The organism is Tessaracoccus massiliensis (assembly GCF_000826065.2).
GTDB lineage: Bacteria > Actinomycetota > Actinomycetes > Propionibacteriales > Propionibacteriaceae > Arachnia > Arachnia massiliensis_A.
Genome location: NZ_LN623540.1, coordinates 1 through 13,362 on the forward strand (window position 1 = coordinate 1; position 13,362 = coordinate 13,362).

The 13,362-nt window shown below is 67.8% G+C and carries 15 protein-coding genes; 2 read left to right on the forward strand and 13 right to left on the reverse strand.

The window, feature by feature from the left end:
• From BN1186_RS02855 to rfbB, 12 genes are all read right to left on the reverse strand, one after another.
• The coding region (locus BN1186_RS02855; RefSeq protein WP_052459703.1) for a PP2C family protein-serine/threonine phosphatase at positions 1 to 1,283 on the reverse strand (1,283 nt) is incomplete at its 3' end.
• A gap of 2 nt (positions 1,284 to 1,285) precedes the next feature.
• Complete coding sequence (locus tag BN1186_RS02860; RefSeq protein ID WP_040282429.1) at positions 1,286 to 1,747, reverse strand: FHA domain-containing protein FhaB/FipA; 462 nt, start codon at positions 1,745 to 1,747, stop codon at positions 1,286 to 1,288.
• A complete protein-coding gene (locus BN1186_RS02865) occupies positions 1,748 to 2,443 on the reverse strand; it encodes an FHA domain-containing protein (protein WP_040282431.1) in 696 nt (231 codons plus the stop codon).
• Between the two features lie 141 nt (positions 2,444 to 2,584).
• Positions 2,585 to 3,604 (reverse strand): methylmalonyl Co-A mutase-associated GTPase MeaB, encoded by a 1,020-nt coding sequence (gene meaB, locus BN1186_RS02870; protein ID WP_040282433.1) that lies wholly within the window; start codon positions 3,602 to 3,604, stop codon positions 2,585 to 2,587.
• 102 nt (positions 3,605 to 3,706) lie between these two features.
• Positions 3,707 to 4,573 (reverse strand): PqqD family protein, encoded by an 867-nt coding sequence (locus BN1186_RS02875; RefSeq protein ID WP_052459704.1) that lies wholly within the window; start codon positions 4,571 to 4,573, stop codon positions 3,707 to 3,709.
• Positions 4,574 to 4,881: 308 nt separating this feature from the next.
• A complete protein-coding gene (locus BN1186_RS02880; RefSeq protein ID WP_052459705.1) occupies positions 4,882 to 5,403 on the reverse strand; it encodes an arsenate reductase/protein-tyrosine-phosphatase family protein in 522 nt (173 codons plus the stop codon).
• Positions 5,396 to 5,647, reverse strand: coding sequence for a PqqD family protein (locus tag BN1186_RS02885; RefSeq protein ID WP_040282435.1), 252 nt, complete (start codon positions 5,645 to 5,647; stop codon positions 5,396 to 5,398). Before BN1186_RS02885 ends, BN1186_RS02880 begins: the two co-directional genes overlap by 8 nt.
• A complete protein-coding gene (locus BN1186_RS02890; RefSeq protein WP_052459706.1) occupies positions 5,647 to 6,546 on the reverse strand; it encodes a hypothetical protein in 900 nt (299 codons plus the stop codon). Before BN1186_RS02890 ends, BN1186_RS02885 begins: the two co-directional genes overlap by 1 nt.
• On the reverse strand, positions 6,543 to 7,922 hold the full coding sequence (locus BN1186_RS02895) for a sugar nucleotide-binding protein (RefSeq protein WP_040282442.1): 1,380 nt from the start codon (positions 7,920 to 7,922) through the stop codon (positions 6,543 to 6,545). The genes BN1186_RS02890 and BN1186_RS02895 overlap by 4 nt, the downstream gene beginning before the upstream one ends.
• A gap of 185 nt (positions 7,923 to 8,107) precedes the next feature.
• The gene (locus BN1186_RS02900; protein ID WP_040282449.1) at positions 8,108 to 8,482 is read right to left on the reverse strand and encodes a type II toxin-antitoxin system death-on-curing family toxin; all 375 of its coding nucleotides are present in this window, start codon (positions 8,480 to 8,482) and stop codon (positions 8,108 to 8,110) included.
• Positions 8,479 to 8,676: a FitA-like ribbon-helix-helix domain-containing protein gene (locus BN1186_RS02905; RefSeq protein ID WP_040282450.1), complete on the reverse strand. Its 198-nt coding sequence runs from the start codon at positions 8,674 to 8,676 to the stop codon at positions 8,479 to 8,481. Before BN1186_RS02905 ends, BN1186_RS02900 begins: the two co-directional genes overlap by 4 nt.
• A gap of 33 nt (positions 8,677 to 8,709) precedes the next feature.
• On the reverse strand, positions 8,710 to 9,708 hold the full coding sequence (gene rfbB / locus BN1186_RS02910; RefSeq protein WP_040282452.1) for a dTDP-glucose 4,6-dehydratase: 999 nt from the start codon (positions 9,706 to 9,708) through the stop codon (positions 8,710 to 8,712).
• 230 nt (positions 9,709 to 9,938) lie between these two features.
• Between rfbB and rfbA the strand changes: the two genes are divergently transcribed.
• On the forward strand, positions 9,939 to 10,814 hold the full coding sequence (gene rfbA, locus BN1186_RS02915) for a glucose-1-phosphate thymidylyltransferase RfbA (RefSeq protein ID WP_040282454.1): 876 nt from the start codon (positions 9,939 to 9,941) through the stop codon (positions 10,812 to 10,814).
• A gap of 336 nt (positions 10,815 to 11,150) precedes the next feature.
• Here rfbA and BN1186_RS02920 read toward each other — a convergent pair whose 3' ends face one another.
• Positions 11,151 to 12,557, reverse strand: coding sequence for a sugar transferase (locus tag BN1186_RS02920; RefSeq protein WP_052459707.1), 1,407 nt, complete (start codon positions 12,555 to 12,557; stop codon positions 11,151 to 11,153).
• A gap of 161 nt (positions 12,558 to 12,718) precedes the next feature.
• Between BN1186_RS02920 and BN1186_RS02925 the strand changes: the two genes are divergently transcribed.
• Positions 12,719 to 13,357 carry a YveK family protein gene (locus tag BN1186_RS02925; protein ID WP_052459708.1) on the forward strand — a complete coding sequence of 213 codons (639 nt, stop codon included), beginning with the start codon at positions 12,719 to 12,721 and terminating at the stop codon, positions 13,355 to 13,357.
• The last annotated feature ends 5 nt before the right edge of the window (positions 13,358 to 13,362 follow it).

Sequence of the window (13,362 nt, forward strand, 5' to 3'; positions counted from 1 at the left end):
GAGGTGGTGGGGGCAGGGGTCGCGCGGGCCTCGCGGCGCTCCGTGCGGATGGTGACGCACAGTTGGGCCATGTCGCGCAGCGAGCCGACGGTGCTCTCGGCGGCATCCAAGCTGCCCACGTTGATGGCGCTCTCCACCTCGCCGCGGTAGAAGCGGGGCAGGTCGTCGACGGGGATGTCGGTGCGCTCCACCAGGTCGTTGAGCTGGAAGCCCAAGACGTTGCCGGGTACGCCGTTGAACACGGCCACCTGCCCGTCATCGGCGGAGACGAAGTAGCGCGAGGACACGTACGCGGAGGTGGCCCACCAGCCGCCGCCCATCACCAGCACGATGGCCAGCACGGTGGCGATCACCCCCGGCCAGCGTCTTTTACCCTCCGTGGGGGCGTAGCGGGCGGCCTCGTCTGCGCTGTGCTCCACCACCACGTCGGAATCCGACGGCGGGGTGGGGTAGCCGGTGCCCTCCGACGCGGGCGCGGCCGCGGCGCGGGGAATGTCCACCTCGACGGCGGAACCCACCAGGCTCGATTCGGCGTCGTCGAGGGCGGCACTCTGCTCGACAACGTCGCCGATGACGATGGTGATGTTGTCGTGCCCGCCGTTCTCGTTGGCGGCTTGGGCGAGTTGTTCGACGGCCTTGTCGCGATCCTTCTCGGTGAGGAGTTCGAGGATGAGGTCGTCGTCGATGAGACCGCTCAGACCGTCGGAGCAGAACATCAGGCGATCGCCGAGTTCCGCGTCGAACACATCGAAATCCGGCTCAAAGTGCACCTGCCCGTTGAGGACCTTCAGGATGAGCGAACGGTGCGGATGCGTGGCTGCCTGTTCGGGGGTGATCTTGCCCTCGTCAATGAGTGACTGCACCCAGGAGTGGTCGTGCGTGAGCTGGGTGAGTTCGCCGTCGCGCAGGCGGTAGCCGCGGGAGTCGCCGATGTGGGCCAGCGCGAACTGCGTGCCGTTGAACAGGGCGCCGCAGAAGGTGGTGCCCATGCCGTCGAGTTCGAGGTTGTCTTCGATGAGGTCTGAGAGCTTCGTGTTGGAGCGGGCGATCATGCCGGCGATCCGCTCGAGCATCTCCTCGCCGTCGGAATTGCGGATGTCCGCGGAGTTGTCTGAGCGGGCGGCCTCCGTGGCGGCGACGGCGGAAGCGAGGTCGCCCGCGGCCGCGCCACCCATGCCGTCTGCCACGAGCAGCATCGTGGGCGAGGCGTAGCCCGCATCCTGGTTGTTCTTCCGGATGCGGCCCACTTCCGAGTGCGCGGTGAAGGCGAGGCTGAACGTCAAGGTCAGATCTCCAGCCTCATGAGGGTCTTGCCGATGCGCACCACGTCTCCCACGGTGACCTTGACCGGCTCGGTGACGAGCTTGCCGTTGACGTAGGTGCCGTTGGTGGACTGTAGATCCGAGATCACCCAGGTGGTGGCGTCCTTCTGCACCAGTTGGGCGTGGCGGGCGGAGGCGTAGTCGTCGTCGAGCAGGAGCGTGGAATCTGCGGCCCGGCCCAGGTTGATCGTGGGTTCGACGGGCACGGCGACGCCCTGCTGCGGCCCCGCGGTGATCGCGAAGCGGGTGGGTAGTTTGGATCGGCCCTTGCCGCGGCCGCGGTCTGCGGGGATGGCGCTCAGCGACGACGCGGGCACGCGCCGGCCGAACATGTCGGTGCGCACCACGTTGGCGACGAACAGGATGAAGAGCCAGAGCAGGCCGAGGAAGACGATCTTGATCGCCGCGATGACTAGATCTGACACTCAGGTCTCCGAAGGCGTATGCACCAACATTCTGGTGCTACCGATCTCGATTCGGGCGCCCTCTCCAATCCTCGTTTTGCTGATGCGGCTGCCGTTGACGTGCACGCCGTTGGTGGAACCGAGATCCTCGATGGTGATCACGGGATGGTCCGGGTCCCCGGTCACGCTGATGAGGGCGTGGCGGCGGGAGACGCCGGGGTCGTTGAGGCGGAGGTCCGCCTCCGAGCCGCGGCCGATCAGGATGCCCGGCGCGACCAGCGGGTGCCGCACGCCGTTGACCTCGAGCACGATGCGGCCAGGTCGTGGGGATTCGCTGCGGGTCTCCGGCGCCACGGCCTCCGAGACGACGGTGAACTGCCCCGTCGGGAGGGAGGTGTCGAGTTCGTAGTCGATGGAGATGGGACCGTTGAAGACGTAGTGGCGGTCCGCAGCGTGGTCGCGGAGCGCGGGGAGGATCTCCCCGTTGAGGGTCTTGGAGTAGGGGGCGAGCCTGTCGTAATCGTTCTGTGAGAGGCCGACGGTGAACGCGTTGGGCACCAGGCGCTTGTCGCGGGAGAGCAACTTGGCTTCCGCGTCGAGTTCCCGCTGGATACCGGCGACGATCTCGACGGGATGGACGTAGCCCTTGAAGGCACGTGCAAATACCTTGCCGACGGCGGATTCGATCCGCTTTTCAGCCTTGTCGAAGACTCCCATGCGCCTCCTTCCTGCGGTCGTTCGGACGCAACGGTACCCGGGCAGTCTACCCGTAGGTATGGATTGGCTCTGTGACGCCGTCGCCGTTGCTCCCTGAGCGTCGCCGGCGAGGCACGAGCCCGCGACGACGAAGGGCCCGACTCAATCGGCGTCGCGACCCCAGGGGAACGTGCCGATGTTGTCCGCGAACGCCCGCAGGATCTCCTGCGAACCCTCGAGCGCGCTCAGCGACTCCGCCGCGATCCGCGACTCCACGTCCTCAGAGACCACCCGCACCTCGGGCGAGGTGCGCAGCGACTCCATCAGCTCGTCGCGCACCATGTTCCACAACCAGTCGCGCTGCTGGGTGAGGCGGCGCTGCTGAAGAGAGCCCTCCTCCTCCAACTCGGCGCGGTGCTTGGTCACGGCGTTCCACACGTCGTCGAGGCCGGCGCCGGTGTACGACGAGCAGGTCAGCACGGGCGCGCGGCGCTTCTCATTGTCCGAGGTGATGAGCTTCATCGCGATGCTGAGGTCACGGGCGGCGACGCGGGCCTCGCCCTCGTTGTCGCCGTCGGCCTTGGTGATGGCGATGACGTCCGCCAACTCCAGGATGCCGCGCTTGATGCCCTGCAGCTGGTCTCCGGTGCGGGCCACCTGCAGCATGAGGAACGTGTCCACCATGCCGTGGACGGCGACTTCGGACTGCCCCACGCCCACCGTCTCCACGAGCACGACGTCGTAGCCGGCGGCCTCGAGGACGAGCATCGATTCGCGGGTGGCGCGGGCGACGCCGCCCAGGTGTCCGGCGGAGGGGGAGGGGCGGATGAAGGCGTCCTCGCGTTGGGCGAGGTCGGCCATGCGGGTGCGGTCGCCCAGGATGGAGCCGCCGGTGCGCGATGACGACGGGTCGACGGCCAGCACGGCCACCTTGTGCTGCCGCTCGTCGATGAGCTTGACGCCCATCGCGTCGACGAAGGTGGATTTGCCCGCCCCCGGCACGCCGGAGATGCCCACGCGGAACGCTTTTCCGGTGAGCGGGGCGATTTTCGCGAGCAGCTCGTGCGCCTGCTCACGGTGTGCGGGCTTCAACGATTCCACCAGCGTGATCGCACGGGCGATGTGCCCGCGGTTCCCGTCGACGATGCCTTGAGCCAGATCCTCCACACTCATTCTGCGCATGGTGTGACCCTATCGCGCGGGGTGGATGTCCACTCGATGGGAGGTCCACCTCGAAAAAAGGGTGGATGGTGCCGTCGAGTGGACATCCACCCGGTTGGACGGTCAGTTCCCTCGTTCGACGACGCCGTGTTCGGCCAGGGTCCGCAGCTGTTCCTCGACGGCGGGGATGAGGTTGCCGTCTGCCGGCGCGCCGAAGCGTTCCTCCAGGGCGGCGGCGAGTTCCTCGACGGAGCAGGGCAGCAACTCGATGATCGCGGTGGCGATGGGGCCGAGCCGCAGCAGTTCGTCGCCGACGAGGACGGCGCTCTCCTCACCGGCTACGAGCACCTCGGCGCGCTCACTGAGTGTTTCGTTCCCTGAGCGTTCGCCTGCGGGATTGCGAGCCAGCGGACGGCGAAGGCGCTGTCCTGAGTTTTCGTGAGGGACGAACGAACGTATCGAAGGAGCCGCCGCAGCCGATCCAGCACCTGAATCAACCAGCGACTGAACGCACCACTCGACGACGTCCTCAGCCTCGCCGTACTCGATCAGCGTCACGCCGCCGACCTGCTCGTAGACGTCAGCGAACACCTCCAGCGGGAGGTTCAGCTTCGACAGCGACGACGTCTCTGGCACCACCATCTCTACCGCATCCAGGAGACCAAGCGGCGTGAACGTGGCCTCCGCCCCGTCGCGACGACGCAGCACGGCCAGCCGGGCGAGCTTGACCCTCTCGGGGGTCGCGCCCAGCCCGACGTCCTCCGGTGCGTGCTCCCGCTTCGGCTTGCCCTTCTCATCCGCCCAGGTCAGCGGCTTGGGGTACGGCAGCACCTCGAGCGTCGCGGGCACAACTCCCACGGTCTCGTCCGTCACGTAGCCCAACGTCTGCGCGAGCAGGCGGGTGAGGGTCGACTTCCCCGTTCCGCCCGGGGCGACATAAGCCAGCGCCCGCCCCGACGCCGGGTCCGCCACCGCGCCGGCGTGCAGCATCAATAACGTGCCCCACTGCTGCTCGATGAGGGCTCGGGTGATCTGCTGGGTCGCTGACTCGAAGGAAGTGCCTTGAGCGAGCAGCAGAGGCTGAGGCTCCTTCGACCTGCCTGGCTCGCAAGCTCGCCGGGCAGGCTCAGGAAGCGACTCGGTCCCTGAGCAAGGCTCTGCGACGAAGGAGCCAGCCTGGTCGAACGGCGCTAAGCGTTCAACACACCTGCCCCACAGCCGGCGGAACTCGGCCTCGTCCAACCCATTGTCGGCCAGATCGACATCGACCCAGACCCCGAGCCCCCCAACGCGAATCATCAGACCTCCGCTGCCGGCACGAGCACGCCCGCGATCTCCGTCAACAAACCTTCCAGCACCGCCGCCGTCACCGCCGCGCGCTCGGGACCCTGCCGGTACGGGTCCGCGATGTCGTGACCCGACGCCGCGACCCTGTGCCGGTACGCCCACTGCAGCAACGCCTCCAGCCCCATCCCGGCAGGCGCGCCGCGCAGCGTCGTGGCCAACTGGCCCAGCGTGAACGTCTTACGGATCGCGCCGGGGTATTCGTCGAGCAGCCACAGCCGGTGGCGATCCTCCATCGTCACCAGCGCCACGGCCTCGGCCACCAGGGGCCGCGTGATGAACTTCGCACGGTGCTCCTCGAACCCGCCGGGGAGTGTGGCGGCCATGGTGTCGTCCATGGGGCGACCCGCCGTCGACGGCATGATCCCCGCCGACGCCACGCGGAACCCCGGCAGCAGCTCCCGGCCACGGGCCTCCGCCCACGGGGAACGGCAGATGTTGGCCGTACACACGAACACGATCAGCGGCTCAGTCACAGGTCACCAACCTCAGGTCCTTCAACTCCGCCAGGCAGGCGCCGACGTCTCGCCGGATCACGTCTTCGGTCTCACCGGAGGCGGCGGCCAGTTCGGGGACCATGTCGTCGACTGGCACCCCCAACCAGTCCCACACCACGGCGGCGCTGCCCGAAAGCGACACCAGTTCCCCGACGGCGGGGTGCACCGCCCAGATCCGTTCACCGTCGTCCTCCCAGACGACGGAGGCCTCACGCCGCCACATCAGCCGCCCCCCTTCTTCAGCCGCGACGTCGCGTACGCGGCCAGTTCCCGGCCCATCGTGCCAAAGCGGCCGAGGTTGCGCCGGAGAATCTCGCGGAAGGTGGGGGTGTGGCCGAGGTCTGATTCGAGGGAGGCGGGGTCGAAGAACACGAAGGAGCGGGCGACGCGGGATTTGGCCCGCAGCCCGCGTGCGGCCTTCCAGCGGGCGTGCCATTCGTGGAGCCGTGACGGGTTGGCCTCGCGGTAGTGCTTCCAGAGGAGGTATTCCGGGTGGTGTTCCCAGCCGTCGAGTTCGTCGAGGGCGGCGGCGAGCCCCAGTTCTGCGCCCGCCTCGCGGGCCAGGGCGCGCACCGATGCGCGCTCGTCGTCGCTGGCGCGGGTCCAGGCCCGGTCCACGTCGGGGTGCCCCGGGCCGCTGCGGGCGGCGTGCAGCAGCAGGATCAGCCGCTGCGCGTGCACCGACGGCACCGGGCACTCCACCGAGCCCAGCTCCGTGGCCCCGTGGTGGGCCCATAGGTCATCGAACGCGTCCTCGGGGAGGCCGGGGTAGTAGCGGTGCACGTCGGCGTTGCCGAGTTTGGGGTGGTAGATGTTCAGTGCGTGCCCGAAGGCCGAGCCGCTGTAGAACGAGGTCTTCTTCACCCAGCCGTGGTTCTGCGCGGCGGCGAAGAACGTCTTGATGTCTGCGGGGTGGACGAGGATGTCGGCATCTGAGCTGCCCCGCGGCACGGTGACCTCCACCTTCTCGCCTGAGCTGTCCACCGTCGTGCGCCTGTCGAGGAGTGCCTCCGCGACGGCCGGGCCCTTGATATGCAGCAGGCGGGCGCCGGCGTCGTCGGCGATGCGTTGCAGCACGCCGTGGATGATCCGCACGCGCACGTCGATGGACGGTGCGTTCATTCCAGGCTTCCGAGGTACTGGCGCAGCGCGGCCATGCCGTCGGCGGGTTCGAAGCCGGTGGCCTTGATCTTGTCCAGGGAGAGCGTGGAGTGGCGGGGGCGGGGCGCCATCGCGCGGCCGGCGGAGAACTCGGCTGTGGTGGTGGGGGAGACCTCCCCCTCCGCGCCGCGGGCGTCGAACACGGCGCGGGCCACGTCGAACCAGGTCATGGTGTCGCCGTCGGAGGTGACGTTGTAGGTGCCGTAGGGGACAGGGCCGGTGAGTACGTGTTGGACGGCGCGGGCGAGGTCGTCGGCGAAGGTGAGGCGGCCGTGCTGGTCGGCCACCACCGACGGGGAGGCGCCCTGGTCTGCCAGGCGGGCCATGGTGCGCACGAAGTTAGGGCCGTCGCCCACCACCCAGCTGGTGCGCAGGATGTAGTGGTGGGGCCAGGTGGCCACGAGGGCGTCGCCGGCGGCCTTGGCGGCGCCGTAGGCCGAGAGGGGAGTGAAGGTCTCATCCTCGTCGTGGTGCTCGGCCTCGCCGTCGAAGACGTAGTCCGAGGAGATGTGGATCAGGGGGAGGCGGTGCCGACGCGCCGTGGCCGCGAGGTTGGCTGGGCCGGTGACGTTAACGGCCCAGCAGGCGGCGCGACCCTCGCCTTCCGCGGCGTCGACGGCGGTCCAGGCGGCGGCGTTGATGATGGCGGAGGTCTGGGAGAACTCGTAGGCGGCCACGGCGTCGGCGTCGGTGATGTCGAGCTCGGCCCGGTCGGTGAACACCGCGTTGGGTAGCAGGCGGCGCAGCGCGCGGCCGAGCTGGCCGTCGGCCCCGGTGACCAGTGGGCGCGGGAGGGCGAACGGCTCGACGTCGGCGAGCTGGGGGTGGTTCTGGTCCGCGTCGCTGAGCACGGCGTCGGACAGGGGGATGGGCCAGTCGACGGCGGGGTGGCCCAGGTGGGTGAAGGTGTAGCGGGATTTCGCCTCGGCGGACCAGTGTTCGTTGACGAGGTAGGTGTAACAGGTGCCGTCTTCGAGGGCCTGGTAGGCGTTGCCGACGCCGCGGGGGACGAACACGGCGCGCCCGGCGTCGATCTCGATGGTGAAGACGCGGCCGAAGGTGGCGCCGTCACGCAGGTCGATCCAGGCGCCGAACACGCGGCCGGTGGCGACGGAGACGAGCTTGTCCCACGGTTCGGCGTGGAAGCCGCGGGTGACGCCGGCCTTGGCGTTGAAGCTGAGGTTGTTCTGCACCGGCCCGAAATCCGGCAGCCCGGCGGCCACCATTTTCTCGCGCTGCCAGCCTTCTTTGAACCAGCCGCGGGAGTCGCCGTGGACGGGGAGGTCGACGACGAGCAGCCCCGGAATGTCGGTGGGGGAGACGGTGGGCGTGGTCACGCGCTCAGCCTATCGGGTCGCTGCGCATCGCGGCCGGCCCCTGAGCCAGCCGCATGTCTGTTCCCTGGGTCAGCCGCCTGCGGCTGGTCGGAGGGCACTGAGCGTGGTGACTGCCGGTTGAATCGGAACTCGCCCGCCTCAAGATCGGGGTTCATCTGCGATTGCCTGGATTTCGACGGTGCTGTTCAGTCCGCGAGGTGGCGCCGTATCCAGGTCGCAATGTCAGGAACGTCCAAAGTCCCTTCAGCGATGCCCAGTACGAGCTGTTCTGCGTCGTCGACGGATTCGTAGGTGAGGTCGTGACCGTTCATCAGGCAGAATACGCGGGCTGCGGCCCAAGCCAACCGCATGTTTCCGTCCACCAATGGGTGGTTTCGGGCGAGTGAGTGGAGCAGTGCGGCGGCCTTCGCCTCGACGGTTGGGTAGGCGTCGCTGCCGAAGACCGTCGCCGCCGGCCGGGCGGCCGCCGACGACAGGAGCCCGGCGTCTCGAATGGTGAAGGCGCCGAGGACCCCTTCGGCGATATGGAGGAGGTCCTCAACGCTGAGGTAATCGGTCACTTCGCGAGCCGGGCGAGCAACTCGGCGTCCTCTGTGCGGACGCGTTCGATGGCCGACGTGAGCCGGGTGCGCCGGTGTGAGATGTACTCGTGGAGGGCTGAGCGTACGACGTCGTTCATTGAGCGTCCCTCAACCGCGGCCTGCTTCCGCAGCGCCGCCGCTTCGGCGTCGTCGAGACGAAGATTCATAGCCATCCGCTCATGGTACCAGCGCGGTACTGCTGCCCGCTACTGGCCCTTCGCCGCGTACTTGGCTTCGGTGGTGTCCTTCATCGGCCGCCACCAGGCCTCGTTTTCCTCGTACCAGGTGATGGTGTCTTTGAGGCCCTCGCTGAAGTCGGTGTACTGCGGCTCCCAGCCCAGCTCCTCGCGCAGCTTGGTGGAGTCGATCGCGTAGCGCAGGTCGTGGCCGGGGCGGTCGGTGACGTGGTCGTAGTCGTCGGGTTTGCGGCCCATGAGCTGCAGGATCAGCTCCACCACTTCCTTGTTGTTCTTCTCCCCGTCGGCGCCGATGAGGTAGGTCTCCCCGATGCGACCCTTCTGCAGGATCCCCCACACCGCGGAGTTGTGGTCGTCGACGTGGATCCAGTCGCGCACGTTCTCGCCGGCGCCGTAGAGCTTGGGGCGGATCCCGTCGATGAGGTTGGTGATCTGGCGGGGGATGAACTTCTCGATGTGCTGGCGCGGGCCGTAGTTGTTCGAGCAGTTGGACAGCGTGGCTTCCACGCCGAAGCTGCGTACCCAGGCGCGCACCAGGTGGTCGCTGGCGGCCTTCGATGCCGAGTACGGCGAGGACGGGTTGTACGGCGTCTGAGCGGTGAACTTCGCCGGGTCATCCAGCTCCAGATCCCCGTACACCTCGTCGGTGGAGATGTGGTGCAGCCGCTTGCCGAACTGCCGCACGGCCTGCAGCACGTGATAGGTGCCCACGATGTTGGTCTCGATGAAGACGCCCGGGCCCTCGAGGGAGTTGTCGTTGTGGCTCTCAGCCGCGAAATGCACGACGGCGTCGTGCGCCTCAACCAGCTCATTGACGAGGCCGGGGTTGGTCACCGAACCGGCGACTAACTCAAAGCGTTCCTCAGGTAGCCCGCCGAGGTTGGCGGTGTTACCGGCGTAGGTGAGCGCGTCAAGGACTGTGACCGTGGCGTCGGTATTGTTCAGCGCCCAGTGGACGAAGTTCGAACCGATGAAACCCGCGCCCCCGGTGACGAGTAGAGAGGTCATGGCCGACAGCCTAGTCGTATCATCAGCAGACTTCTGGTTGATCGTACTGACCAGCTACTGGCCCGCTGCTGTCCTCTGCGTGCTGCTGCCTGTCGTCCCGGTGCAAGATCTGCTTTGCCCAGTGCAGGGCCCTGGGAATGGGCTATAGACGGGATACAGGGGTACGTCCTCGTTCCCGGCCTTCTGCTGAACTGCGCTACACACGGCGGCGTCTCTGCCAAGCTGGGGACATGCGAGGAATCATTCTGGCCGGGGGCACCGGATCACGTCTCCATCCCATCACGCTCGGTACCAGCAAACAGCTCATGCCTGTCTATGACAAGCCGATGATCTACTACCCGCTTGCCACGCTCATCTTCGCCGGCATCCGGGATGTGCTGATCATCACCACCCCGCACGAGGCGCAGGCGTTCCACCACCTCCTCGGCGACGGCGAACAATTCGGTGTGAACTTCACCTTCGCGGTGCAGCCCGAGCCCAAGGGGCTGGCACAGGCGTTCACCATCGGGGCGGACTTCGTCGACGGCGAGAAGTCCTGCCTCATCCTCGGCGACAACATCTTCTCCGGCCCCGGCCTCGGCTCGCGGCTGCAGGAGCGCGCGCAGAGCGTCGACGGCGCCCTCGTCTTCGGCTACCAGGTGGCCGATCCCACCGCTTACGGCGTCGTCGAGGTGGACGACAACGGCATGGCCGTGTCCATCGAGGAGAAGCCGTCGCAGCCGAAGTCCCACTGGGCGGTGCCCGGCTTGTACTTCTACGACGAGCAGGTCACGGATATCGCGACGAACCTGAAGCCCTCACCTCGCGGTGAGCTGGAGATCACCGACGTCAACCGGGTCTACATGGAGCAGGGCAAGCTGCACGTCGACCTCCTCCCACGGGGCACCGCCTGGCTCGATACCGGCACCTTCGATTCCCTCAACGACGCCAGCAACTTCGTGCGCACCATCCAGGCCCGTCAGGGTCTACAGGTCGGCTGCCCGGAGGAGGCCGCGTGGAGGCGGGGCTTCCTGTCCGACGACGCGCTCGCCGAGCGCGCCACGCGCTACGAAAAGAGCGGCTACGGCCAGTACCTGCGCAACCTGCTCACCTACGACGCCCGCTGAGTCGTTGGTTGAGCCGCATCCCGCGAGGAACGGGTGGCTACGGCCAGTACCTGCGCAATCTGCTCACCTACGACGCCCGCTGAGTCGTTGGTTGAGCCGCTGCCCGCCAGGGACGGGTGGCTACGGGCAGTACCTGCGCAATCTGCTCACCTACGACGCCGGCTGAGTCGTTGGTTGAGCCGCTGCCCGCGAGGAACGAGCGGCGCAGCGTGTCGAAACCGGCTGAGCGTTCGAGCGGCCTTGATGCGAAGGTCACCGGGTTTCGACACGACCGCGCTCCTCGTTCCTCGGAGGCGGTCGGCTCAACCAGCGAATGGCGGGTCAACCAGCGACTGCTCAGTAGGCCCCGCGACTGCTGAGCACCGCACGCACCGTCTTCATCAGGATGACGATGTCCTGCACAAGCGACCAGTTGTCCACGTAGTACAGATCCAGCCGCACCGCGTCGTCCCAGCTCAGATCCGAGCGACCCGAGACCTGCCACAGCCCAGTGATGCCCGGGCGCACGTCCAGGCGACGCCGCACGTGCTTCTTGTACTGCTCCACCTCGTTGGCCAACGCCGGGCGAGGGCCGATGAGGCTCATCTCGCCCTTCAACACGTTGAACAGCTGAGGCAGCTCGTCAATGGAGTAGCGCCGGATGAAACGGCCGATCCGCGTCACCCGCGGGTCCTTCTTCATCTTGAACAGGCGACCATCGGCCTCGTTGTGTTCCTCCAACTGCTCGGCGCGGATCTGCTCCGCGTTGGGTACCATGGAGCGGAACTTGTACAGCTGGAACGGCTGCCCGCCCCGGCCGACTCGGCTCTGCTTGAAGATCACCTTCCCGCCATCCTCGAGCTTCACCAGCAGTGCGGTGATCAGCAGCAGCGGAGAGATGAGCAGCAGGATGAGCGAGGAGCCGACGATGTCGAACAGCCTCTTGGTCAGCTTCAAGGACCGCTCTGCCTGGGGCTTGCCAACGTGCATCAGCGGGATGCCCGCCACGGGGGTCACGCTGATGCGCTGGGCGGCGATGTCTGTCATGGCCGGCACCACGATCATCTGCGTGCGGTGTCGCTCCAGCGTGCGGGCGAAGGCGTTGAACTCGTTGCCGCGCCGCACGGAGCCGGAGGTGAAGATCACCGCGCCGATGTTGTTGTCGTTCACCGCCTCCAGCAGCTCCGAGGACGTGCCGACGATGGGCACACCGTCCACGTGCTCCTGCGGCTCGAGGGGGTTGGACAGCACGCCGACGGCGTCGTAGCCCAGCCAGGGCTCGCGGCCCAGCACGGCGATGACATCAGAAGCGGCCTCGGGATGCCCCGCCACCAGAGTGCGGACGCAACTCTTGCCCCGCCGTCGCAGCCCGTGCAGCACGCGCCGGGCGATGAGGCGCCCCAGAGCCAGCGCCGGAATGCCGATGAGGAAGAGCAGCGCCACGAAGATGCGTGAGAGCGGGTAGTTGAACAGGAACGCGGCTAGGGCCAGCACCAGCAGGAAGCCGACGGAGGCGTTGATCACCTGCCGGTACTCGTCCACGCCGGCGCCCCAATGGCGCGGGCGGTAGGAGCCGCCGAGGATGAGGGTGAGCACCCAGCCCAGGATGATCCACGGGACGATGGGGATGACGAGACGACGAACGTCCGCCTCCGCGTCCGGGAGGAACGGCATCCACTGGCGCAACTCCGCCGCGGCCAACGTGACCGCAATCACGATTGCCGCGTCGAGTGCCAACACCACCCAACGAAACTTGCTCTGCACCTACATACGCCCCCTTATGCACGCTCACCTTACTGAAACCTCGTGACAATTTGCACGCGTGCCAGGAAGCGACTGCGTGGGCAAGCGCCCCGCTGCCTATACCCATCGGGAAACGACGGTGACGTGCACCGTCCGGCAGACACGTCTGGGGGTTCCGCCACGTGACCGTCCTCGAGTTTTTCCGGTTCCTGAGGCACAACGCCCGCGGGATCATCCTCTTCACCCTGGCCGGGCTCCTCCTGTCTGCCGCGTTCGCGTTCTCGCGGCCCGTGGTCTACGAATCCTCCGCCACCGGCATCGTCGTGGCTGGCGACAACACCTCCGTCGGCGGCGCCATGAGCGGCCACGCCCTCGCCAAGCAGCGCGCCTCCGTCTACATCACCCTCGCCGGCACCGGCGCCGTCAGGGAGCGGGCCCTCGCCCAGCCCGAGGTGCAGGCCGCCCCCGAGGCCGGCCGTGGCGCCATCAGCGCCGAGCCCCTCAACGAGACCATCATCCGCGTCACCGCCACCGGCAACTCCGCGGAGAACGCCCGCATCCTGGCCGACGCCGCACTCACCGCTCTGGCCGAGGAGGCCGTCGCGCTTGAGGGCCTCACGGTGGACAACGCCGCCCCGCAGGACCCCGCCGCCACCCCCACGGCCGATCCCGCGGACCCCAACGCAGCTCCGGGCGAGGGCAACATCGCCGTCCGGCTGGCGAAGTACAGCCCGGCCGCCCTCTCCAGCGACCCGGTCTCCCCGAACTGGGTGAGATCCTCGCCGTCGGCACCGGCCTGGGCCTCCTGCTGGGCCTGCTGATCGCG

Bases quoted from the DNA above. Each gene is read 5' to 3' on its own strand.
- BN1186_RS02865 (WP_040282431.1), bottom strand. From the start codon at position 2,443: ATGGGAGTCTTCGACAAGGCTGAAAAGCGGATCGAATCCGCCGTCGGC.
- meaB (WP_040282433.1), bottom strand. From the start codon at position 3,604: ATGCGCAGAATGAGTGTGGAGGATCTGGCTCAAGGCATCGTCGACGGG.
- BN1186_RS02875 (WP_052459704.1), bottom strand. From the start codon at position 4,573: ATGCTGCACGCCGGCGCGGTGGCGGACCCGGCGTCGGGGCGGGCGCTG.
- BN1186_RS02885 (WP_040282435.1), bottom strand. From the start codon at position 5,647: ATGTGGCGGCGTGAGGCCTCCGTCGTCTGGGAGGACGACGGTGAACGG.
- BN1186_RS02890 (WP_052459706.1), bottom strand. From the start codon at position 6,546: ATGAACGCACCGTCCATCGACGTGCGCGTGCGGATCATCCACGGCGTG.
- BN1186_RS02905 (WP_040282450.1), bottom strand. From the start codon at position 8,676: ATGGCTATGAATCTTCGTCTCGACGACGCCGAAGCGGCGGCGCTGCGG.
- rfbB (WP_040282452.1), bottom strand. From the start codon at position 9,708: ATGACCTCTCTACTCGTCACCGGGGGCGCGGGTTTCATCGGTTCGAAC.
- rfbA (WP_040282454.1), top strand. From the start codon at position 9,939: ATGCGAGGAATCATTCTGGCCGGGGGCACCGGATCACGTCTCCATCCC.